A 23211-nucleotide genomic window follows, 5' to 3' on the forward strand; every position below is an offset into this window, starting at 1 on the left:
ACATCAGTCAACGGTACCGACAAAGGTGGCATTGCAAAAACAGAATACCGGAAATGCGCGCAAAATCATTGCGCATAGATGATTCAACGTCTATATCGGCCTCACAGAGATGATTAATCCCACTAGATAGACGGAGAAACGACAATGACCCTCTTTTCAAAAGTAATGATGGCAACCCTCATGGCCTCGACCGCATTGGCGTCATCAGCGGACGCCTGCTCGCGGCTTGCCAAGCAATCAGACCACGGTGTCGCCTATGTTCGCTCAGTAGATTGGGGCACAAAAACCGGAATGGATCTTGTGACTTTCGGCGTTGGCGATGACGTCACATCTTACGAAGCCGATGGATACTCGCGCCAATCAGACGAACCGGCGAAGAACTTCACTGTAGCTTGGGTAGAGAACGAGTCTTTCCACGGTGTTCAGGCACAGGCCTTCAACGACAAGGGAATGGTTGCGGATACGCTCTATATGTCCCCCAGTGCAGACTACATTGGTGATTACAAGGACAATGGCGCCCCGGCCGTGAACTTGGCCGACGCGCCGGGTTATCTGGTCGCAATGTACGACACCGCCCCCGAAATCGCCGAGGCGTATAACTCGGGTGAGTTCCAGTTCGCCTGGTCAGCAGATTTGGGTCATGCGGGTCAGCACGGAGTGCATGTTTCGGCCGTGGACGCAAATGGTGATGTCGTTCTGTTCCAAGTGAACGAGGGCGGTGAGGTTCTGGTTTACTCCGGCAATGTTGAAGGTTCGGACCTTGGGGTAAAAGCGAACGCGCCATTGTTGCAGTACCACCGCGAGAACATTGCAGCGTTCAATGCGGAAGATGGAAAGACTGCAGAGAACGTTCCGGCGGACATTTCCTCGGCAAGCCGACACCTGCGTCTGACCTGGCTTAACCAGAACATTTCTCTGGGTGGTATGTCCAAGCCGGAAGCTTTGGGAACGGTACAGAACATGTATGACAGCGGTGCCAGTGTCCCGCAGCAGGTGATCGACCCAACCATCGGAGCGACTTATACCACCAGACAGACCAGCAGAACGATCCTGGGAGACGACGTCATCACAGTGCGGGATTTCGCGACCGCTGCGGAAATTTCGTACTCGATCACAGATGCCAAAATCGCCCACGATCTTAACGGTGGTCAGGTCTGTGCGGATGCCATGGATCAAGCCAACGAAGGTGGGCGGATGATCGAGTTCCGCCCGTGCCCGAAACCCGAAGCAGGCTCCTGATGCAACTCCTATGAAACTCAAAAACAGCCCCCGTTACCCGACGGGGGCTTTTCTTATATTGAAATGCCCCGCTGCCAATATCCCCGTCAACTTTGTTGCGCACTGCCAATCTCTGGCGGCGACAGGATATTGCCTTTGAACCGAAGTACGGTCTGACAGGTCGCCACGCAGCAATGCGACAATCCGACGAACGGTAAGAAAGGGGCGATTGCAATAGCCTTCGGCAACCTGTTGAAAGGATGCTGGAACCTCTCCGTTGGCGATAGAGTGCTCCGAGCAGATTTTAAAGTGCGGAGGCCGGCCAGGACCGCGATCCGGTGTCGGCGCCGAAAAAACTCAGAACCCAACTACCAAAATATGAAATTCAACCGACTTATTGCCGCCGTGCCATTACGTGATCCATAACCAAATTGAGCACCTCGATATCATCCTGGTTAAACGTCAGATAGCGGAACCGTACCGTTCCCCGGTCCGGCTTCGAGCGCGACGGTGTGAGCACCTCAACCGTAACACGAGCACGAAGTGTGTCTCCCGGGAACACCGGAGCGAGCCATCGTACCTCGTCCATGCCATGGCCGCCCAGGTTGGTGCCAGTAAGTACGCCGGTATCACGAAACAGCCGGAAGGTGAGCGCTATGGTTTGAAAGCCGCTGGCAATGATCCCGCCGAAAATCGACTCCTTCGCCGCCACTTTATTCACGTGGAAGGGCTGCGGATCGTGCGTAAGTGCAAAATCAATTATTGCGCCTTCGGTGAGCGTAATCCCACCAGTCTCGAAGGTGTCTCCGACTGACAGATCGTCAAAAAACTTGCCGCTGATCATTCCAAGAGCATAGAAAAACGCGCAGTTGTCCGTCAACGACAACCAAACGCCTGCCGATCAGACGTAAGTGGCAAACGCGACGTATACATGTTTGAACCTGAAACTGACCTCAGTAAAGGTGAATGCCGCCTTCAATAATCACTTTTCGTCGCGAGACCGATGGACTGCTGCAATAAGTCAGAACCTCTTGGACGATGTGATCGATGGATGTCGTTGCACCTACTACGTGGCGCACCTGAATGACCGGGACGCTCTGGCGGGGATCCCTGATCATTCGTCAGGCCGGCGGTCTTGTACATGCAAGCTCAATCCCGGACATGCTGGAACATGGCAGCGCCATTCTGGCCATTACGCCGAAATTGGAACACTTGACGCTGAGCGACATCGTCCCTCAGGTCCGCCGGACGGATTCAGTGGCCCCGAGAACGAGCTAGTGGGAAAGCCAAATCTTCATCACTGGCAGCATACGTATCGGCCTCTGATTAGATCACCGGCTTCCAGAGTCCACCAAGCTCGCGACGTGCCACGTGTGTTGCAATGAGAACGGCAATCATCCACCCGGTTATGACCGCTGCGGCCGTTCCGATCCACACGCCGATTTCGTTGAAACTCAGCAGGCCGACAAATATCCAGACGAAGAAAGCAACCCCAAAACCCTGCCGATACAGGCTGATCCAGACGGTCCAGATCGGCCTTTTCAGTGCCTGCAAAAGCGAGTTGATCGAAAACAGCATCATGTAGAACGGCAGGATCAGGCTGTCGACGCGTAGGTAGCTTAGTCCCACGCGGATCACTTCGGGATCGTCGGTAAACAGGCCCAGAACCGGACCGCCGAAAATCCACAGGACGGGTGCGGCGATGGCGGTCATGATGAACCCAACCTTCCAGCAATAGAACAAGGCTTCGCGCACTCTCGCACCGTCGCGGGCTCCGAAATTCTGGGAGGCTATGGGCAGAAGGGCGCCGGTGACGCCCAACACGGGCAACAGCAGGATTTGCTCCAGACGAATGGCCACGCCGTACCCTGCGATTGCGTGTTCGCCAAAAATCTTAAGCGCAAACTGCATCACGAACCCGGACAGCAACATCACCATGAACGACGTGGCTGTGGGCAACACCTGTACCGAGATTTCAGTGAATTTTTCCAGGCGCGGAACAAAATTCCGCGCCCGCATCCGTTGCATCCTGCGCCGTCTGAGCACCTGACGTATCAGGAAGAGCATGACCCCTGTCTGACTGATCACGGTTGAAACTGCCAAACCATCAAACCCGATGCCGGGAACCAGGCCCGGAACCCCGTAGATCAGCAATGGATTCAGTCCGATATTGGCGAAAAATGCGACAATCAGCGCCCGCTGCATGGAAACGGCATCGCCATGTGCCTGAAGGATACCGTTACAGCCAAAGGCCAGCAGAAAACCTGGAAGAGCAAGGAGCAACCAAAAGAAATACCGCAGACCTGCATCGCGGTAATCCCCGGGCTCGGACACCAAACGGATCAGTGCAGGACCATACCACAGACCAGCCAGCGCAAGGACGCACGCGGCTAGGAAGCCATAGCTCATGCCTTGTGCTGCCAGTCTGCGTGCCTTTCGATGATCACCCGCGCCCAGTGCGTTGCCGACGAGTGCACTCATTGCAGCGCCAAGCCCAACGCCTATTGAGATCGCAACAAAAAACGCCTGAAACCCAAGTGCGAGCCCGGCCTGAGCACTTGTGGACAAGAGCCCTGCGAAGAACATGTCGACAACATTGTAGAGCGTGTTGAACAGCATCCCGATGGCGCCGGGAATGGCCAAGGTGCGAAAATGCACCGAGATCGGCCCTCGCGTCAGATCAAGATCGGCAGGAATGGCCATTTCAGCATTTCTTTACGGGCGCTCGGCCTGAACGGTCAGAAAAACGAACTCTGGCGTCAAAACCTCTTCGAACCCATGGTTCAGTTCGGCGTCGACGCTGATGCTGTCCCCGGCTGACAGGGTGAATCGCGCCTCGCCGTAACGATAGACAGCCTGACCCTCCAGCGCCTGAACAAAGACGACACCGTGGCCGACATAAGTCGGCGGGCGCACTTCATCGCGCAGAAGAGTGACCCGCCGCGCCTGAAATCGCAGGTCCTTGCGGGAATGCAGGGCCAGATTGACGTATTCATGGGAATGCCCGCCGGCAAGACGGGTAGACTTCAGCCCCTGTCCGTGGCGAACCAGGGTATAGTCGGTGTGATCTGTCCGCGCTTCGCGAAACAGCGAGACGATAGGCACTTCAAGTGCCTCGGCCAATGCGGCCAATGTATCGATCGAAGGTGACACAAGCCCGTTTTCAATGCGGCTGACCATCGCCGCTGAAATGCCCGATTGCTCGGCCAGACGACGGGCCGATTGTTTCCGGCTTTGGCGCAGCTCCTTCAGCGATGCACCGATCGCGCGGTCAATCTGTCTTCCCGGAGTGTCATCCTGCATGGTACATCCCGTCACTCGTCGGTGTAGTAACCCACGACATCTCCCTCTGTGGTCACGCCGAGACCGTTCAGCAACCTGTTCACGTAGTTGAAGTACCCAACAATCTGGTTGATTTCGAGGATCTCTCCGTCGTCCCATCCGGCTTTCTTCAGGGCCGAGACGTCAGACTCGGCCATCGCGGCGGGCGATTGGGTAAGTTTCCCGGCATAGATCATCGCTGCCAGCTGTGCGCCGTCAAATGCGTCCTCGGGGCGGTTGGCCTTCAACGCCGCTTCAATCCTGTCGGCGCGTGCATCATCCCCGATCAGATGCCGGGCATTGGCCCAGTGATTGGCATAGGAATAGGGGCAGCCGTTCAGGGTGGACACATAGGAACTTATGACTTCCTGAAACCACATGGGCACGGTGTTGACGTCATCGTGCAGACAGGCCCGGTACAAAATAACGTGCCCATTCATCGTATTGGGCCGCAGCGAATGCACGCGCATGACATTGTCGACGGTTCCGTGCGGCGTACGGGCCAGGTCCAATGCGGCCTTTAGCTGATCGTCGGCATCCTCGTCAGAAATCATCCGAATCCAGGCAGACATTCATGCTCCTTCCGTTGGCCGTCAGCTCAAATTTCAGGCAGTCAGAAACTACCCGCTGAGTTTTTTATTGACGAATATTGCATATTAAGCAACCATATTAATCATTGCGCAACAGAATTGAGGATTCCATGGCCTTACCAGATTGCCCCACTCAATCGTATCGCCAAGTCGATGGCACTGCTTGGGCCGATCCAGAATTGCGCCGAAACAAGTGTTCCGCGCGCAGGTTTTTCCGAAGGCGACCGCTCTTGCCACAGGCTTCCTGAACTCACAACGCCCTCAATATGCGATCCCGAATTAGAACAGGTCAGGCATGAACCAACCCACTCCGATGATCGAGGTAAGCAATCTGGACAAGTTCTATGGTGGCTTTCACGCGCTGAAGAACATCGATCTGACCGTTCACCAGGGTGAAAAGGTTGTCATCTGTGGTCCCTCAGGTTCCGGGAAGTCGACCCTGATCCGTTGTTTCAACGGGCTGGAGTGGCATAATTCTGGGCGCCTCGTGATTGATGGGATCGAGGTTTTTGAAGGGGCCAAGGAGATCCGGGAATTGCGTCAGGAAGTCGGTATGGTCTTCCAGCAGTTCAATCTGTTTCCACATCTGACTGTGCTGGAAAACTTGATGATCGGCCCCATGAAGGTACGTAAGGTTCCAAAGGCGAAGGCCGAAGAAACCGCGCGCAACTATCTTGACCGTGTCCACATTCCGGAACAGGCCGACAAATACCCGGCGCAGCTGTCGGGCGGTCAACAACAGCGCGTGGCTATTGCCCGGTCTCTTTGCATGGAGACCAGGATCATGCTGTTTGACGAACCGACTTCCGCACTTGACCCTGAAATGATCAATGAAGTGCTTGATGTGATGGTCGAGCTTGCCGACACAGGCATGACGATGGTTGTCGTCACGCATGAAATGGGTTTTGCCCGCAAAGTCGCTGACACGATGGTTTTCATGGAAGCCGGTCAGATCGTCGAAGTTTCGCCGCCGGAACAGTTCTTTACCAACCCATCCAGCGAACGATGCCGGTTGTTCCTGAACCAGATACTGGAACACTGACATGAGCGATCTGGGCATATCTGCACCAAAGGGCCAGCCGTTGCCCAAGCCGCCGCTCTACAAGCGCTTTTTCGGCTCGGTCCCCGTTTCCGTCGTCATGTATGCGATCATCGTGGGGCTGATTGCCTATGGCTCGTACGTTGGCGCGCAGGGCATGGGATATAACTGGCAATGGTACAGGGTGCCGCAATTTCTGTACCGCAACACCGAACTGGGGTTCGAATGGGGTGAAATCCCGATCGGGCTGGTGGCCACAATCAAGCTATCGGTTACCGCGTTTCTGCTGGCAACCGTTATTGGATTGTTCGTGGCGCTGCTGCGCCTGTCCGGTCTGGTCGTTGGGTCGGCAGTCGCCGTGGGTTATCTGGAGCTGATCCGAAACATCCCGCTGCTGGTCCTGCTCTATTTGTTCTATTACGTTCTGGGGCCGATTTTCGGGTTTGATCGCTATACCGCCAGCATCCTGACGCTGGCCGTGTTCCATTCCGCCCTGATATCGGAAATCCTGCGGGCCGGGATTAACGCGGTTCCGACCGGTCAGTGGGAGGCCGCCAAATCCATCGGGATGAGCCCTGCCCAGACGTATCGCTATATCATCCTCCCCCAATCCGTCCGTTTCATGCTGCCGCCGATGACCGGCGAGGTCGTGCACCTCATCAAGTCCTCAGCGATTGTCAGCGTGATTGCGGTGGCCGAATTGACCACCTTCGGACGCAACATCATTTCAGACACGTATATGAGTTTCGAAATCTGGTTCACCATCGCACTGGTCTATCTGGTGGTGACCCTGATCCTGTCGATAGGCGTAAGCCATCTGGAGAAGAAATATGCCGTCGACCAATAGAACTGAAACAATTGTCGGACAACAAGGAGAACCAAGATGAAGCTTTCTCGCAGAATGCTCGGGGCAGCCCTGGGCGCGGTCGTGGCGACTGGTGTGGCGACGTCGGGCTGGGCGCAAAGCGCGACCCAGGAACTGTCCAGCGAAAGTGTTATTGAAACCATCAAACAGGACGGGGTGATCCGGATCGGCCTGTCGCTGTTTGTGCCATGGTCGATGCGCGACAAGAACGGCGATCTGATCGGCTTTGAACTGGATGTCGGCCGAAAACTGGCCGAGGACATGGGCGTCGAGGTCGAGTTTGTGCCCACCGCCTGGGATGGCATCATTCCAGCGCTGGTATCTGGCAATTTTGACGTGATCATCTCGGGCATGTCCGTGACGGCACAGCGTAACCTGACAATCAATTTCACAGACCCATATGCATTTTCGGGCCTTGCAATCCTGGCGAACAAGGAGTTGACGGCAGGCATGGCGCGCGAAGATCTGAATTCGTCGGAGGTAACTTTCGCGGCCCGTCGCGGCGCGACCCCGGCGACCGTGATCGCCAAGGCATTTCCCGAAGCCAACCTGTTGCTTTTTGATGAAGACGGCGCGTCCACTCAGGAAGTTCTGAACGGGAATGCCCATGCCACGATGGCGTCGCAACCGACCCCCAACCGTGAGGCAGGTCGCAACCCCGAGACATTGGTTGTTCTCGAGGGCGAACTTTTCGACCCGCGCGGTGAAGCATTTGGCATGCGCAAGGGCGACCCTGACGCCATGAACTTCTTCAACAACTGGATTGCCCAGCAATGGCGGTCCGGCTGGCTGGAAGAGCGTCACAACTACTGGTTCGCCACCGAAGAGTGGGCTGATCAGGTTGCACAGTAACAAATCCGACTGGGGGCGGGCACACCGCCCCCGGAACTAAGGCGGAGCGGACCCGGTGCAGAACTTCCTCAAGAAACTCAGATGGCCTGATTACCTGATCATGGCGATTTTGCTCGCCTTCTTCGGGTATATCTGGGTGTCAATTGAAGGCACGCTGAACTACAAGTGGCGCTGGGAACTGATCCCCGGATATATCGTTGGCTGGCATACAGGTCGTGAGGAGTATTTTGCCAACCTGCTGTTGCAGGGTCTGGCGGCCACCATTCGCATCAGCATTTATTCGGGCATTCTGGCTTTGCTGCTGGGCACGATACTGGGTGTCGCGCGCTGTTCGGCCAACCTGACGATCCGGATGCTGGCGCGCACCTATCTGGAATTCCTGCGTAATGTCCCGCCCGTTGTTGTTGTTTTTATCTTCTTCTTTTTCCTGTCCCAGCAACTGATCGATGCGTTGAACCTAGAACGCTGGGCCCGCGGAATTGCACGACAGGAAGACAACCAGATCTGGACGTTTTTCTTCGGCGAAATGCGACGTTTCCCATCGCTGGTTTCCGGCGTCATCGTTCTGGCCCTGTTCGAAAGCGCGTTTGTGGGGGAAATTGTCCGGGCCGGGATTCAGTCCATCCCAAAAGGCCAGCGCGAAGCTGCTCGTTCGATCGGGATGAGCCGTTTTCAGGAGCTGCGCTACATCGTGCTGCCTCAGGCGATGAAAAAAGTGGTCCCGCCACTGGCAAACCAGTTCATATCCTTGATCAAGGACAGCTCGATCCTGTCACTTATTTCGGTTCAGGAACTCACTTACAAGACAGTTGAACTTGTCGCTTCATCTAGGATGATATTCGAGGCGTGGATCACGACCGCAGCGTTTTACTTTGTCGTATGTTTCGGTCTCAGCCGTCTTTTTGCACGCCTCGAAAAACGATCAGACAAAAGATGAGTTTGTTATCCGTCTGAACGTTCAGCGCGGTTGTCAGAAACGGGCCTGAACCATCCCGTTTTCAACCCGCGTCTCGAACACCCGCATAGGACGCGTGGCCGGGGAAGACACAGGCTTGCCGTCCCGCACGTCGAACGCACCCTGATGCAGCGGACACTCGATCACGTGGCCATCAAAATAGCCGTCGCAAAGATCGGCCCCGCCATGGTTGCACAACGCCAGCGATGCGTAGATGCCGGTTGGCGTATCGTAGATCGCGATCATGCGCGGGCCGATTTCGACCCGCGTGACCCAGTTTTTCTCAAGTTTGGACACCGCGATCACATCGCGCCAGGTTTTTTCGGCCGTCATCGTTCAAACCTCTGCCGCATGTTCGCGTTTGCGCCGCAAGATCTGCCGCAGAATGTCGCGATGGGCGGCCAGATACCCGCCATTTTCAACGAAAATATGGTCTTTCAGCTTTTCATGCAGACGGGGCAATGCATGAAACGGCACAGAGGCGACATAGTGATGTTCTGCGTGATAGTTCATGTTCCAACACAAAAATGCCATCGGTGCCGATACCAGGTTGGTCCGGGTGTTTTCCGACATCTTGGCAACAGTGGGCCGCCCGACATGTTCGGTCATGCGCACAAACCGCATGACCGGTTCGCCCAGAAACAACGGAATGATCCAGTACCAGATCAAACCCCACCACCCGGTCAGCGCCATGGCCAAGACCAGTGCGGCATAGATACCCAGCATCATACGTGCGTCCCGAAATACAGCCTTGTGTTCGACCTTCGGGATAAATCGAAGCTCTGCCTCGCTCAGGCGGCCGGATGCATGGCGAAACACCTCTGTGAACTTGGCGCGCCAGTAGGGCAGAGCGGAAAGGTACAGAAAGTACTGCCCCAAGGACTTGGGCAGCGGAATCAGTTCAGGGTCTTCTCCGGTCAGCTGTGTGTACGTGTGATGATCGCAATGCTCGTACCTGAAAAAGCGGTGCGGCAGTATGATGATCAGCCCGCAGATCTGTCCCACCAGATCATTCAGCCGGCGCGTTCGAAATACCGTGTAGTGCACACATTCGTGCTGCAGCGAGAAATGGTGCACCAGAACGACGCCTTGCAGGAACATGGCAGGCCAAATCAGCCAGCTATCCCAGGCAAGAGTAATGAGTGTTGATGTAAAGGCAAGTAACAGGACCCAAAGCGCCAGGTGGCGTAATCCCGGTCCGTTCGAACGTTGCATGAAGCTTCTGAGCTCTTCGCGCGTGAGTTTTCCTTCGGCCAGGGCCTGAGTCAGCGGCGTGACGATTGGTTTTGGCATGTGATTTCCACAATTTTTGCCGGTGTGGGGGTCGCGCCCTCTGCACATGATCCGGCACCGGAGACGGGAGTGCTCCGCACCATAAGGCCAACTCGGTCAGGCCTTATTAACAATGGATTATCTAACCAGAGCGTGATTCGATCAAGCCGGGATAGGTCAGACAGCCACGCGCAGCCCGATATCCGGATCGGGATTTGCAAACAAATCAGCGGCGCAGGAATGCCGGGCGAGTATCGACGGACCGTTGGGCAACCTCTCCGCGTGGAAAACACCGTGATCCCAATACGTCGCCCCATCAATCACGATTGTCGGATCAATCACGTTCCAACTGATCTCGCCCGGGGCATATGCTCCGCATGTGTGGAAATGCAGAATGCGAGGATTGCCGAAAGCGGCACCTCCCCAGCGCTCGAAATTTTCCCGCATGTCCCATGGGTATCCGCAGCCGGGATGAATGCCCGCGTGCCAGGAATGTACAAAATTCCGGTCGATGCCGAACTGTCCGGCGACCCGATCATAGTGTGCCTCGGCCCTGGCGGCATTTTCGGGGTCACCGTCAAACCGCGTCAGGCGACCGTTCTCCATCATGGCGAAGACCGGCCTGTCAAATTCCAGTGTATAGTCGTCATAATACTTCGATCCTGTGCCCGTCAGGAAGCTGATGGCCACACGACCGGAAAAACTGTACGCGGGAACCGGTGTGAATACGGACATCGGAAACCGCAAAATGGATGTGTCGCCGGTGGGTTTCAAATCCATGATTGGACGCCCACGCACGTCCGATCCCAGAGGGCAGGTGATCCGCACGTCATCCGCCCTGTCCAGAACCGCGTTGACGTCGGCCTTGAGTTCCATGAACGCGTCGTGGTGTCCGTTGGAAAACCCTGAACCCAGAAGCTCCTGATTCACGGCAAAGCTGACGATGATCTTCTTGCCTTGCGGCATGTCCGAAAACCGCAACTGATCCCCCAGACGCGCCAGAAACAAAATGATGTCCGCAGCCTGAAAACGGGCCAGAAGATCATGCGAAAGATGTGGGTTGTCAGGGTTGAAACCGACATCGACCGCGTCAACGACCAACCCCAGCTGCTGGGCGGCATTTCTGACCACCTTGACGCAGTCGGCATCAAAATACCCAAACTCCGGGGGTTCATACGCGATCAGCAGCCGGTCGCCTGTGGATGCACGCGCACAGTTCACCAGCAGATTTCGCGCTCCTCGCTCGGGCGTCGTGTCGGACATCAATAACCCCTAATACCTGACTTTAATGAATTTAATGGACGCACGCGGTTCTAATCCATTTGAAAGAAATAATGGCTGACATTAGGGTGACTAATATGATCCTGAACCTACCATACTCGGCGCTTCGCGCATTTGAAGCCGTGGTGCGCCATTCGGGCTTTTCGCCCGCAGCAGAAGAACTGGGTGTCAGTCAAAGCGCCGTAAGTCAGCACGTCAGATCTCTGGAAGAATGGCTTGGCAGAGAATTGCTGGTCCGTGGAGCGCGCCAGTCCCGTCCCACGCGCGAGGGTGAGCAACTGGCCCTGGCAATCTCCGATGGGTTAGGGCGCATTTCGGATGTTTGCACGCAATTGCGGGACAAAACCCGTAGTGACCGGACAATCGTTATTTCGTGCTTGCCGGGTTTCGCCTTTAACTGGTTGTTTCCAAGGCTTATTCACTTTGACCTGGCCCACCCGGATCTTTCGATTTCGATTGCCACCGACACCGGGCAACACCCTTTTTCACGCGTCGATGCAGATATCGGGATTCGATATGGACTGGGCGAATACCCTGGGTTTCAGGTCGATTTGTTGATGAAGGAACAGTTGTTTCCTGTATGTGCGCCCGGCCTTCTGCCAAGGCTTCAGAGTATCGAGGATCTGTCCCTTCATACGCTTTTGGTGGATGAAAACCTGCACCATGGCACGGCCAGTCCGACATGGGATTTCTGGGCGCGGCAATGTGATTTAAGTTTGCCTGCCGCACTACGCACGCGCAGGTTGGGGCAGTCGAATATGGTTGTGCAGGCCGCAATCGAAGGGTTGGGTGTGGCGCTTGGTCGTGAGCCTCTGGTTATTGATGCGCTCTGCGATGGTCGCCTGGTGCGTCCTTTTCCCCAGCTGACGCAATCGCCCCTGTCTTACTGGCTTGTGCGCCGACCCGAAACCAAGGACAGCCAGAAGGTAAGCGAGTTCCTGAACTGGATTCAGGCAGAGGCTCGGGCGCAACCGGACATACCCGCTCCTGCGCCGGTTTCAAATTAGTCTACCTTATATGTCGCATTACCAATCCGGCATGGCGAAACGCGGGTAAACTGCCCCATACTGCCGCAAAGCCAACAAACCAAACGGAGATCCGGATCATGTATCTGAAGAACTGCTGGTATGTCGCCGCGTGGAGCAAGGATATCAGCCGCGACCTGAGGGCCGAGACGTTTCTGGGCGAGAATATCGTGCTGTACCGGCAGCAAGATGGAACTCCGGTCGCGTTGGAAGACGCGTGTCCCCATCGCAAGCTGCCGCTCTCGAAAGGCAACCTTAAGGGCGATCTGGTCGAGTGCGGTTATCACGGTTTGACCTTCGACTGTTCCGGCACATGTATCGACAGCCCCACACAACGTGGCATGACGCCCCGGCGCGCGGTTGTGAAATCCTATCCGGTGGTTGATCGGTATCGGCTGCTTTGGATCTGGATGGGCGATCCGGCGCTGGCCGATCCCGACACAATATTCCCGGTGGAGAACTTCGACGATCCAAGCTGGGGTCTGACCGATGGTGGCGTGATGGACATCGACTGCCACTACCTTTGGGTCTGCGACAACCTGCTGGATCCCAGCCATGTGGCCTGGGTGCACGTTACGTCCTTTGCAGGAGCGGGCACCGACGAAGAACCCCTGAATGTCGAGAAGACGGACCGTGGCGTGATCGTATCTCGGTGGATCGAGAAGAAGCCGCCGTCTCCGTACTATGCGAAATTGGTGTCCTTCGACGGCGATTGTGACCGGTTACAGCATTACGAGATGTGTATGCCGGCAATCGGACTGAACAAATCCATCTACACACCCGTTGGTACAGGTGGATATGACAAGGACCCGGTTGATGAGACATTCATTAATATCTCGTACAACTTCATGACCCCGATTGATGAGGACCGGACGCGGTATTTCTGGTTCCAGCACCGCAACTCCTATCCGGACAATGCCGAAGTTTCGAAATTCATGAATGATGGGGCTCGAATGGCGTTTCTTGAGGACAAAGACGTGCTGGAAGAAGTTCACAAGGGAATGAAATACGCCAAAACGCCCCACATAGATCTTGGCCTGGATGCCGGGGCAAAACAGTTCCGCCGTGTGCTTGACCGCGCGATCGAGGCGGAAAGCGCCGCAACGGAAAACGTCGCGAAATCTGCCTGAGGTCGCGGTGAAGGGCCGGAACACCGGCCCTTGCCACATTCAGCTTACGCAGTTTCGTAGATAACCGGGAAACGTCCGCCTGCGAACGGAGCGCCGGGTTGCAGACTTTCATCATGCAGCCATTCGGTCACCGCATCGCGCGGTTCATAGGTTGCCCCTTTGACTGCAAACCGTATTGCATAGCCGCGTCTTCGGCGGGTCGTGGTTCTGTTGCCCATCGCCGAATGCACGGTCATCCCGTCAAAGGCCAAAGCGTCACCGGGCTCCATATGGTCATAGTGAAAGATGTCATAATCTGTGCGGTTGGCCTCAAAGTTCGGCATGTCGATGTATTCCGGGTTGTCCTGCTCAAGATAATGCAAGAAACCACCCAGTTGATCGGTTTTGAACGGTCGGTATTTGGCGCCCCAGGCATGTGATCCTCGCACAAATTCCAGTGCGCCATTGTCAGGATCGACTGGGTCAAGCGCGATCCACATCGTCATGATCGGGCCGGACACCGGCCAATAGGGTTGATCCGTGTGCCACCCGGTCTGGGTCTGTGTGCCGGGCTCTTTCACGAAAATCTGGTCATATATCAACGATGTCCAGGGGCTGCCGGCCACCTCTGCCACACGTTGGCCTATGTCCGAGGTCAGGCAATAATCCTGAAACACGCCCGGCATTTCACGCATGTTTTTGTAGGCAAAATACCGATCGCCTTTTTGGACTTCGGTGTCCACAGCTTGGCGCAGTTTGGCCAACCACTCCTCGGACAGGATATTCTTCAGCAACACGACACCATCGCGTGCATAGGCTTCCTGAACGGCCTTTGTGTCAATTGTATATGTCATTGCATTTCCATCCACTAAATCCGCCCGAATTGCAGGACGGTTGAAAATGGGCGCGACGCGCCCGGGCTTTCATGGATTCAGGAAGCCGGTGAACTGCGGCAATTGATTATGAAACAGGGCCATTTCGACCGGGCCGACCACTTGCCGGCAAGGCTTCGATGAAACTGTTCAACGCGGCGTATCATGGCGACATCCTAGCCAAACTGGTGTGAATAGCCAGAAAATACGGAAGCAACCCGAGTGGTCCGCCAAAACAACGGTTCGGTTCAGAGGTTCTGGACGCGAAATTTTGGTTGCTTCCTGGTAAATTTGTTTATTGACGTGTTTTGATTATTAATAAATATTATTACCATCATGCAAAAGTATTCCATATTCTCGCTCGCTCGGAATGCGTTGTCCGGACACCACAACTGGCCTCTGGCTTGGCGCAGCCCACCATTGAAAGACAGGTATGAGGTCGTTGTGATCGGGGCAGGGGGGCACGGTCTGGCTGCGGCCTACTATCTGGCGAAAGAATTCGGCATCACAAATGTCGCAGTTCTGGAACGCGGTTGGCTGGGCGGTGGAAATATCGCGCGCAACACGGTGACGATCCGGTCGAACTATATGCGTGATGAGTCGATCCCTTTCTATGTCAAATCTGTTGCGATGTACGAAGGCCTCACGCACGAGCTTAACTTCAACATGATGCATTCAAAACGCACCATGGTTGATGTTGTGCAGACCTGGCCCAAACTGCGGGAGCTGCGGCGGCGCCAACTGGTCATGGATATCTATGGCTCGACCTATGAACAGATCACGACGGAAGAGCTGCGTCGTCGCATTCCGGCGCTGACCGGCGGAGGGCCGGATGCGCGCCTGCCGGTCATTTGCGGCATGGTTCATACCGATGCAGGCGTGAACCGACATGATGCTGTGGCCTGGGGGTATGCACGTGCGGCTGACGCCATGGGTGTGGAAATCCATCAAAAGACCGCCGTGCAGTCGTTGATCCGCAGCTCGGATGGTAAGATTGCCGGTGTCGAAACCAATCGGGGAACAATACACGCGGATAAGGTTGTCGTGGCGGTGTCGGGCCATACCACGACGCTGACGGAAACCGCAGGGCTAAAACTGCCGTTGCGGACGATGAACCTGACGGCTTTTGTGTCGGAACCTGTCAAACCGCTGGTCGACGTCATAGTGAATTGCCCGGATAGCGGCTTCTATTTCAGCCAGTCCGACAAAGGCGAAATGGTGATCGGCGGCGCACCGGATATGGGGCAGAGTTTTCGTCGGGACATCAAGCAAAACGTCTTTGAAGACACGGTTGCTTCGATGCTTTCCCTGTTCCCGTCCTTCAAAAAACTCAAACTGATGCGCCAATGGGGCGGGCATCTGGACATTGCGCATGATGCATCCCCCATCATGGACCAGACCGAAGTGCCCGGACTGTTCGTCACGGCGGGTTGGTGGGGCGGATACAAGGCAATCCCGGCGGGCGGTCTGACGTTGGCGCATCTGGTCGCCAAAGGAGAACCGCACCCGCTGATGGCATCCTTCACCCTCGACCGGTTCCGTCATCTTGAATTCGTGATGGAAGCCGGCACCACCACGGCGCGATGAAAAGGACAGGACCATGATGCTGATACCCTGCCCATATTGCGGCAAACGAAACGAAAGCGAATTCATCTTTGGCGGTCCGGTCGGGGCGGATCGGCCCGACCCGAATGCTGTCAGTGACGCGGAGTGGGTCGAATACCTGACTGTTGTGCCAAACCCATTGGGACCTGTGCAGGAAAAATGGTGGCACGCGCGCGGATGCGGTGAATGGCTGACAATCTGGCGCGATACCCGGACACACGAGATTGTGGAGGCGCCCCATGGCACAGCGTAACCGCCTCGCGTCCGGGGGGCGCATAGACCGCAATCGACCTTTGCAGTTTCGGTTCAACGGCAAACGCTACGAAGGTTACGAGGGCGACACTCTGGCTTCGGCCTTGCTGGCCAATGGCGTTCGTGTGACAGCCCGCAGTTTCAAGTACCACCGCCCGCGCGGCATTGTCGGTCATGGCCCCGAGGAACCGTCGACTCTGGTAGAACTGGATGGCGAGGACGCATCGGGCAACCGCCCCGCAACCACCGTACCCCTTCGGGATGGGCTGAGCGCCCGTTCCGTCAATTGCTGGCCTTCGCCCGATTTCGATTTGGGCGGGGTGAACCAACTGCTTGGTCGCTTCATCCCGGCCGGGTTTTACTACAAGACCTTCAAATGGCCGGATTGGCACTTGTTTGAACCCACAATCCGCAAGGCTGCGGGACTCGCCGCAGCACCCTCTCGGCCCCCCTCTGCGGGCCGGTTCGAGGCGCGGCACGCCCATGCTGACGTTCTGATCGCCGGAGCAGGCCCCGCCGGCCTGCAGGCCGCACTTGAGGCAGGTCGCGCAGGAAAGCGGGTGTTCATCGCGGATGAGGGACCCGAGGCAGGAGGAAGCCTGCTCAACCGGACGCTGACCATCAATGGGCGACCAGCAATGGAATGGGTGGCCGAAGCAGTTCGGGAATTGCGCAAGATGGACAATGTCACCCATCTGCAAAACGCAACTGTCTGGGCTTATCGCGAACACAATCTGCTGATCGTGAACGAACGGGAGCCGGAACAGAACAGCATCCTGGAGCGCAGCTGGCGGGTGCGCGCAGTTGAAGTGATCATTGCCACCGGCGCCACGGAGCGTGCAATGGTCTTTGCCGACAATGATCGTCCCGGTGTCATGCTGGCCTCATCGATACAGGCCTATGTGAACCGCTGGGGCGTTGTTCCCGGGCACCGCGTGGCCTTGTTCACCAACAACAACAGCGTCTACGCGGTCGCCGCTGATCTGTTGGCGGCGGGTTTGGCAGTTGTTGCAATTCTCGATAGCCGCAAAAAGGTGCCTCAGGCTGCGCTGGACAAGGTGCCGGGTATCTCGGTTCATCCGGGGACCGTGGCTGCGGGTGTACGCGGGCACAAACGTCTGCGCGCCGTCCGCGCTGTCGCCGTCGACAGCGGCGCTGAAACATGGATTGACTGCGATGTACTGGGTCATTCCGGGGGCTGGAACCCGACTGTGCATCTGTGGTCGCAATCCCGCAGCTCGCTGCGGTTCGATGACAATCTGGCCGCATTTGTTCCCGAAACAGCGGCCCAGGCTTGCCGGGCCACGGGTGCTGCGGCTGGGGAAATGAACCTGGATCGGATCATCGACGGCGGCGAAGATCTGACATACGACATCGAACCGCTCTGGCGTGTCGATGTGCCGGGGCAACGCGGCAAGGCGTTTCTGGACATCCAGAACGATGTCTCGGTCAGCGATGTGCATCTGGCCTTGCGCGAAGGCTATGACAATGTCGAGCACGTCAAGCGCTACACGACTGGTGGCATGGGCATCGATCAGGGGAAAACCGGAAATATCAACATCATCGGCACCGTGGCAATGCAAAAGGGCGTACCCTTGCAGGAGGTCGGTACGACAACGTTCCGGTCCCCGTACTCTCCGGTCTCCTTCGGCGCGATCGGAGGGCTGCGAGAGGACAGCGTTCTGTTTCCCTATCGTCACACTCCGGTGACGCAATGGAACAAAAACAACGGCGCGGTGATGTACGAGGCTGGCGCACGCTGGCGACGCCCCGGCTATTTCCCAAAACCCGGTGAGGGATTGCAGGAGGCCGTTAACCGTGAATGCCGGGCAGTCAGGGAAGGCGTTGGTGTCTATGACGGCTCGCCGCTTGGAACGTTCGAACTGAAGGGCCGCGACGTACCGTGCTTTCTCGATTTTCTGTACACGAACGTCATGTCCAGTCTGAAACCTGGCGAGGGGCGGTACGGGCTGATGCTGTCGGATGACGGGTTGATCATGGATGACGGGGTGGCGTTTCGGCTGGACGCGCATCGCTGGCTGATCTCGACTTCGACGGGCCATGCGGATGCGATTAACCAGCATATGGAGAAACTTCTGCAGACCGAGTTTCCGGACTGGCAGGTGATGATCACCACAGTCACGAGCCAGTGGAACAACGCCACAATCTGCGGGCCGCGCGCCCGGGATGTTCTGCAGGCACTGTGTACGGACATTGATCTGTCAACTGACGCGTTCCCCTTCATGTCTTTCCGGGATGGCACCGTTGCCGGGTTTCCGGCCTGTGTCGTTCGCGTTAGTTTTACCGGAGAGCTGTCCTTTGAAGTCAATGTTGCCCCGCGTCATATGGCCGAACTGTGGGACAAAGTGATGGAGGCGGGTGCCCCATTTGGGATTCTGCCGGTCGGTTCGGAATCCAGCCATGTTCTGCGGGTCGAAAAGGGGTTTCTTTCGCTGGGTCACGAAGTCGACGGCACCGTCGACGCATATGATCTGGGGATGGGCTGGGTCATGTCCAAAAAGAAGCCTGACTATCTTGGCAAACGCTCGGTCTTGCTGCGACGCGAAAGCGGGTGCGTTCGCCGCGAACTGGTTGGCATTCTGCCCGAAGACTCCAACCAGCAGGTTCCGGAAGGCGCGCCACTGACCCCCGGCGGCCGAAAGGAGGCGACCGAAGGCTTGGTTACGGCCTGCGTCTGGAGCGTGGTAAACGACCGCTGGGTCGGGTTGGCCTTGCTGGAAAACGGACATGCCCGGCACGGTGAAACCGCGTATGTCCGTCTTCGGGACAAGGTCATCCCGGTCACAATCACCAGACCGGTGTTTCACGACCCCGACGGCAAACTTCTGAGGTCCTGAGATGAGCTATGACGTACAATTTGCACGCCAGAGCCTGAGCGCACTTTTCGATCTTAAGGGGCAACCCGAGGCAATCGAAAGCTGGGTCAAGGACCTGTTGCCGAGCTTGCCAAAACAACCCAATACCCGGATCGGGCAAGGGGGGGCCGAACTGTACCATGTCGGCCGAAATCACTGGATCGTTCGGACTGGGCCAAATCGTGAGCAGGAATATGAGGAAAGGCTCAAACCGGCGGATTGCCCGGAAGATATCAGCATCGTACGAATTTCGGACATGCTGACGTTTTTCCGCGTTGCCGGACCCGAGGCGGCGGACGTGATGGCCATTGCCTGTCCGCTGGATCTGAACGAAACCATATTCGGCCCGGATGACGTGACCTATTCCGAGGTGTTTGGCCTGAAGGCGCTCGTGACAAGGTGTGATGGCGGTTTCGAATTCGCAGTCGAACAGAGTTTTGGCGATATGATTGAGGATTATCTGGCCCGGGCGACCGCCTGAAGAAACGGCGGTTCACAGCTTGGGCCTTTGTTCTTGCACCTTAGATAGGGCCACTTAGCGGACCAATTTCCGGAATTCACGAGAATAAAGATCCTGACTTGAAGTCAGAGCGAAACCATCGGTTGAATTGCAATTTCCGGCATGAAAAGGTCCGCTCAATAAGCGCCTTTCGAATTGCTGATTGCCATGCTGACAACGCTGACCTCTATTCTGCCGATCTTTCTGATTATTGCCCTTGGGCTGGCCCTTCGGAAAGGTGGCATTCCCAGCACGGACTTCTGGAACCTGAACGACAAACTTGTCTACTGGGTATTGATGCCATGCCTGCTATTCAGCAAGATCTCAATGTCGCCTTTGGACAAATCAGCGCTTGGGCTTTATTCGGCCACGATCCTGGGCGGGTTTGTTGCTGCACTGATCTTTGCGGTTGTCAGTACGCGCCTGATGGGTTTCGCACCGCCACAGGGGACATCTATTTTGCAGGGCAGTGCCCGGCACAATTCCTTCATAGGACTTGCTCTGGCGGCAAACCTTTTCGGTCCGGCAGGGTTTGACATCGCCATTCTGGCGACGGCGATCCTTGTTCCGATCACCAATATCGTCATGGTGATCATGCTGGTCGGTTCTTTGAAAAGCGACAGAACCACGAGTCTGCCGCTGGCCATTCTGCGGGAACTGGCCCGCAACCCCTATGTCATTTCAATCCTGTTGGCAGTGGGTGCCAACCAGCTGATCGGAGACCGGATTCCGGTGGTTCACGATGTGGCGGATGTTCTGGGTGCGGGGGCGCTGCCTATTACTCTGCTGGCCGTTGGCGCAAACCTGAGAGTCCGCGCAATGGCTGCCAGCACAATACCCCTGATCCTTGCGTTCACGGGCAAGATGGTGGTTTTCCCTGTCGCGGTTCTGGTAATCGGACTGGCCGTCGGACTGCCGCAGAACGTGCTGCAGATCGCCGTGGTTTATTCCGTTGTTCCGACGGGTGCGTCCTCTTACACGTTGTCAAAACAACTGGGCGGAGATGCGCCTTTGATGGCGGCGATCGTCACGCTACAGACCCTGATTGCTGCGGTCAGTATACCACTTTCGTTGGCGATACTGCTTCCGATGGCCGGGTAATACAGTTCCAAGCGACCCTCGCTGAAGAATCCCGAACAGCCGTTTGCCCTTTGGGCTGCCGTTTCATGCCTGTCAATTCCAACGCGATGCCGCAGGTATCCGGGCAAACAAGCGTCGCGCTGCTTTCATCCAAGCAGGCTCACTTAAATCATAATATTTTTGAAAGTGAGTTGCTAAATAGTGAGTATTGTATGATAAAAGTAAGCGCCACCTACCCGGCCAGTGACTGCTGGAGGACAAGAATGACTTTAGCCTTGGCGAAATCAGGAATTTCGCGCATCAAACCCCACATGGTCGCAGGGGCGATTGATGCATCACCTCCACCGTCTGTCCTGCTCAACTCCAACGAAAGCGCGTTTGGTCCCAGCCGTTTGGCCCGGGCCGCCGCGCAGGCAGCAACAAGTTCAATCGAACGGTATCTGGAAAACCCCGATCTAACTCTCGCCCCGGCCATCGCTGAACATTTCGGCCTCGATGCCGCGCGGATCACAACCGGGCAGGGATCGGACGACCTGCTTGCACGGCTTGCCCGCGCTTATCTGGGTTCGGGTACCGAATTGATCCGCAGCGCGAACGGGTACCTGAAAGTCCCGAACTATGCGCACGCCAACGATGCAGGCGTCGTGTCGGTTGCGGACGATGGTTTCAAACCCTCTGTCGACCGCATGATCGAAGCCGTGACCGAACGGACCCGTATCGTCTATCTGGCCAACCCGGAAAACCCCGCAGGCACGTATCTGAACGGCTCTGAAATTCGCCGCCTGCACGCCGCCTTGCCAGACAATGTACTGCTGATAATCGACGCGGCGTATGAAGAATACATCGATGCCGAAGATTACGAGCCAGCGCATATTCTGGTTGATGAGGCCCAAAACGTAGTCATGTGCCGTACATTCTCAAAAATCTACGGTCTGGCAGGCGCGCGCGTGGGCTGGTTGTATGGGCCTGACGACATCGTCGATGTTGTTCGCAGGATCGGGCTGACCTTTCCGGTTGCATCGCCTTCGGCAATGGCTGCGATCGCCGCATTGGAGGACGCAGCCCACACTCAGTATGTTCGCGATGCCAACCGCTTGGGCAGGAATTGGATCACCGCCGAGATGCAGGGGTTGGGACTGGACGTCATCCCCAGTCAGGCAAATTTCGTTCTTGTTCACTTCCCGGATGGCAACAAGTCAGCAGAAGCTGCAACACGCGCGCTTTTGCAGCACGGCATTGCCGTGCGGCGGTTCGCATCGCCAGCGTACAAGGACTATCTGCGCATTACAGTCGGGCATATGCATGAATTGAAAATTGCACGGGACGGAATTGCCAAATTCCTGAACGGTGGCGTGTAATGGGTATGTCTTCCGGGATTACAGTGGACGCGCCAAAGGTTGCATACCCGTCGGGGCGCGCGATCATTGCGCAGCTCAAGGCCGCACAGGTTCAGGAAATCGTCGCCCTTCCGGATATCGTCACCAGCGACGGTCTGTTGTGGCCCATTTCCAAGGATCCCGATTTTCGACTGACGCGGATCTGCAAAGAGGATGAAGGTGTCAGTATTTGCGGCGCCATGTCCTACAATGGAACCCGGGCCGTTCTGATGATGCAGCAGACAGGGTTGATGGACTCCCTGAATGCAATTCGTGCGATCGGGATGGATTATGAATTGCCCGTTGTGATGATGGTTGGTTTGCAGGGCAAGGAACCACATGTGCACCCGGATCAATCTTCCTCCTACGGTGTTCGGATAATCCGCCCTGTCCTTGACGCGATGGAGGTATCGCATTCGCTGATCGAAGAACCCGGCGACGAAGCCCACATACCGCAGGCCATCGCAATGGCCTATGCATCCTCGCAGCCTCATATCTTTCTGATCGGCAGACCTCCGGAGGTGTCATGACGATGCGTCGCGACGAGGCGCTGCGGGCGCTGATCCCCCACATTCATGACAGTGACATTGTAGTTGCAGTCTATCAAAGCTGCTTTGACTGGCTGGCCCTGAACCCGCGAGACCTGAACTATGTCGCCGTTGGCGCGATGGGTCAGGCATCGTCCCACGGGCTGGGATTGGCACTGGCCAATCCGGACCGGCGCGTAATTGTTTTTGATGGCGACGGCAGCCTGCTGATGAACCTCGGGTCACTGGTGACGATCGCCGGCGCTGGCGTATCGAACCTCTATCACTTTCTTTCGGCCAATCGGGTTTACGAGGTGAACGGAGCGCATCCGTTGCCCGGCGCTGAAAAGGTCGACTTTGCTGCAATGGCCTGGGCGGCTGGCTATGACGGGGTTCAGCGATTCACCAATGTTGACAGGTTCGCCGAAGCCGCGCCGCAGATCCTGTCTCTGGCAGGCCCTCAGTTTGTTTCGATGGAGGTCACGGCAGGAACCTCCTATCCCAGAGACTACGCCTACATTCACAGTGCAGAGGCGCGTTCGACTTTTCGCGCAGCGCTCAATCGCCGATAGCTGCAAGGCTCGGCCTCACAGGCCG

At 56.5% G+C, this 23211-nt stretch carries 24 protein-coding genes; 16 read left to right on the forward strand and 8 right to left on the reverse strand.

Annotation, left to right across the window (positions count from 1 at the left end):
- The first annotated feature begins 144 nt into the window (after positions 1-144).
- Entirely contained in the window at positions 145-1239 is a 1095-nt protein-coding gene (locus ACR3EQ_RS23340) for an Ntn hydrolase family protein (RefSeq protein WP_170613897.1), read from the forward strand.
- Positions 1240-1612: 373 nt separating this feature from the next.
- Here the strand turns inward: ACR3EQ_RS23340 and ACR3EQ_RS23345 are convergent, their stop codons facing one another.
- Positions 1613-2104, reverse strand: coding sequence for a MaoC family dehydratase (locus tag ACR3EQ_RS23345; protein WP_480492294.1), 492 nt, complete (start codon positions 2102-2104; stop codon positions 1613-1615).
- 197 nt (positions 2105-2301) lie between these two features.
- Between ACR3EQ_RS23345 and ACR3EQ_RS23350 the strand changes: the two genes are divergently transcribed.
- On the forward strand, positions 2302-2496 hold the full coding sequence (locus tag ACR3EQ_RS23350) for a hypothetical protein (RefSeq protein WP_170613898.1): 195 nt from the start codon (positions 2302-2304) through the stop codon (positions 2494-2496).
- Between the two features lie 48 nt (positions 2497-2544).
- On the opposite strand, the gene ACR3EQ_RS23355 is transcribed toward ACR3EQ_RS23350, so the two are convergent.
- The 3 genes from ACR3EQ_RS23355 to ACR3EQ_RS23365 are packed head-to-tail and all read right to left on the reverse strand — an operon-like array spanning position 2545 to position 5111.
- Complete coding sequence (locus tag ACR3EQ_RS23355; RefSeq protein WP_170613899.1) at positions 2545-3921, reverse strand: MATE family efflux transporter; 1377 nt, start codon at positions 3919-3921, stop codon at positions 2545-2547.
- Positions 3922-3933: 12 nt separating this feature from the next.
- On the reverse strand, positions 3934-4521 hold the full coding sequence (locus ACR3EQ_RS23360; protein WP_480492297.1) for a helix-turn-helix domain-containing protein: 588 nt from the start codon (positions 4519-4521) through the stop codon (positions 3934-3936).
- Positions 4522-4532: 11 nt separating this feature from the next.
- On the reverse strand, positions 4533-5111 hold the full coding sequence (locus ACR3EQ_RS23365) for a peroxidase-related enzyme (RefSeq protein ID WP_170613901.1): 579 nt from the start codon (positions 5109-5111) through the stop codon (positions 4533-4535).
- Positions 5112-5424: 313 nt separating this feature from the next.
- On the opposite strand from ACR3EQ_RS23365, the gene ACR3EQ_RS23370 reads away from it, so the two are divergent.
- From ACR3EQ_RS23370 to ACR3EQ_RS23385, 4 genes are read left to right on the forward strand one after another with little or no spacing between them, the layout of a single operon-like run.
- On the forward strand, positions 5425-6171 hold the full coding sequence (locus ACR3EQ_RS23370; protein WP_480492299.1) for an amino acid ABC transporter ATP-binding protein: 747 nt from the start codon (positions 5425-5427) through the stop codon (positions 6169-6171).
- A gap of 1 nt (position 6172) precedes the next feature.
- The gene (locus tag ACR3EQ_RS23375; protein WP_170613902.1) at positions 6173-7015 is read left to right on the forward strand and encodes an amino acid ABC transporter permease; all 843 of its coding nucleotides are present in this window, start codon (positions 6173-6175) and stop codon (positions 7013-7015) included.
- Between the two features lie 36 nt (positions 7016-7051).
- A complete protein-coding gene (locus ACR3EQ_RS23380; protein WP_480492301.1) occupies positions 7052-7885 on the forward strand; it encodes a transporter substrate-binding domain-containing protein in 834 nt (277 codons plus the stop codon).
- Between the two features lie 55 nt (positions 7886-7940).
- Positions 7941-8822 carry an amino acid ABC transporter permease gene (locus ACR3EQ_RS23385; protein WP_170613904.1) on the forward strand — a complete coding sequence of 294 codons (882 nt, stop codon included), beginning with the start codon at positions 7941-7943 and terminating at the stop codon, positions 8820-8822.
- A 33-nt stretch (positions 8823-8855) separates the two neighbouring features.
- Here the strand turns inward: ACR3EQ_RS23385 and ACR3EQ_RS23390 are convergent, their stop codons facing one another.
- From ACR3EQ_RS23390 to ACR3EQ_RS23400, 3 genes are all read right to left on the reverse strand, one after another.
- Entirely contained in the window at positions 8856-9173 is a 318-nt protein-coding gene (locus tag ACR3EQ_RS23390) for a non-heme iron oxygenase ferredoxin subunit (protein WP_170613905.1), read from the reverse strand.
- Between the two features lie 3 nt (positions 9174-9176).
- Positions 9177-10133, reverse strand: a complete 957-nt coding sequence (locus ACR3EQ_RS23395; RefSeq protein ID WP_170613906.1) for a fatty acid desaturase family protein — start codon at positions 10131-10133, stop codon at positions 9177-9179.
- Positions 10134-10289: 156 nt separating this feature from the next.
- Positions 10290-11375, reverse strand: a complete 1086-nt coding sequence (locus ACR3EQ_RS23400) for a hypothetical protein (protein ID WP_170619769.1) — start codon at positions 11373-11375, stop codon at positions 10290-10292.
- 95 nt (positions 11376-11470) lie between these two features.
- Between ACR3EQ_RS23400 and ACR3EQ_RS23405 the strand changes: the two genes are divergently transcribed.
- Positions 11471-12400, forward strand: a complete 930-nt coding sequence (locus ACR3EQ_RS23405) for a LysR substrate-binding domain-containing protein (protein WP_170613908.1) — start codon at positions 11471-11473, stop codon at positions 12398-12400.
- Between the two features lie 98 nt (positions 12401-12498).
- Entirely contained in the window at positions 12499-13548 is a 1050-nt protein-coding gene (locus tag ACR3EQ_RS23410) for an aromatic ring-hydroxylating oxygenase subunit alpha (protein WP_170613909.1), read from the forward strand.
- A gap of 44 nt (positions 13549-13592) precedes the next feature.
- Here the strand turns inward: ACR3EQ_RS23410 and ACR3EQ_RS23415 are convergent, their stop codons facing one another.
- Complete coding sequence (locus ACR3EQ_RS23415) at positions 13593-14381, reverse strand: phytanoyl-CoA dioxygenase family protein (protein ID WP_170613910.1); 789 nt, start codon at positions 14379-14381, stop codon at positions 13593-13595.
- Between the two features lie 438 nt (positions 14382-14819).
- Between ACR3EQ_RS23415 and ACR3EQ_RS23420 the strand changes: the two genes are divergently transcribed.
- The 8 genes from ACR3EQ_RS23420 (at position 14820) to ACR3EQ_RS23455 (ending at position 23186) form a co-directional block, all read left to right on the forward strand.
- Positions 14820-15986 carry an FAD-dependent oxidoreductase gene (locus ACR3EQ_RS23420; protein WP_480492303.1) on the forward strand — a complete coding sequence of 389 codons (1167 nt, stop codon included), beginning with the start codon at positions 14820-14822 and terminating at the stop codon, positions 15984-15986.
- Between the two features lie 13 nt (positions 15987-15999).
- Positions 16000-16257 (forward strand): sarcosine oxidase subunit delta, encoded by a 258-nt coding sequence (locus tag ACR3EQ_RS23425; protein ID WP_170613912.1) that lies wholly within the window; start codon positions 16000-16002, stop codon positions 16255-16257.
- Positions 16244-19114, forward strand: a complete 2871-nt coding sequence (locus ACR3EQ_RS23430; RefSeq protein ID WP_480492305.1) for a 2Fe-2S iron-sulfur cluster-binding protein — start codon at positions 16244-16246, stop codon at positions 19112-19114. Before ACR3EQ_RS23425 ends, ACR3EQ_RS23430 begins: the two co-directional genes overlap by 14 nt.
- 1 nt (position 19115) lies before the next feature.
- Positions 19116-19613 carry an aminomethyltransferase family protein gene (locus ACR3EQ_RS23435; protein ID WP_170613914.1) on the forward strand — a complete coding sequence of 166 codons (498 nt, stop codon included), beginning with the start codon at positions 19116-19118 and terminating at the stop codon, positions 19611-19613.
- A gap of 186 nt (positions 19614-19799) precedes the next feature.
- Positions 19800-20732 carry an AEC family transporter gene (locus tag ACR3EQ_RS23440; RefSeq protein WP_170613915.1) on the forward strand — a complete coding sequence of 311 codons (933 nt, stop codon included), beginning with the start codon at positions 19800-19802 and terminating at the stop codon, positions 20730-20732.
- A 242-nt stretch (positions 20733-20974) separates the two neighbouring features.
- Positions 20975-22069 (forward strand): aminotransferase class I/II-fold pyridoxal phosphate-dependent enzyme, encoded by a 1095-nt coding sequence (locus ACR3EQ_RS23445; RefSeq protein WP_170619772.1) that lies wholly within the window; start codon positions 20975-20977, stop codon positions 22067-22069.
- Complete coding sequence (locus tag ACR3EQ_RS23450; protein ID WP_170613917.1) at positions 22069-22617, forward strand: decarboxylase; 549 nt, start codon at positions 22069-22071, stop codon at positions 22615-22617. The genes ACR3EQ_RS23445 and ACR3EQ_RS23450 overlap by 1 nt, the downstream gene beginning before the upstream one ends.
- Positions 22614-23186 carry a thiamine pyrophosphate-dependent enzyme gene (locus tag ACR3EQ_RS23455; RefSeq protein WP_170613918.1) on the forward strand — a complete coding sequence of 191 codons (573 nt, stop codon included), beginning with the start codon at positions 22614-22616 and terminating at the stop codon, positions 23184-23186. Before ACR3EQ_RS23450 ends, ACR3EQ_RS23455 begins: the two co-directional genes overlap by 4 nt.
- The last annotated feature ends 25 nt before the right edge of the window (positions 23187-23211 follow it).

The organism is Ruegeria sp. AN11 (genome assembly GCF_056536005.1).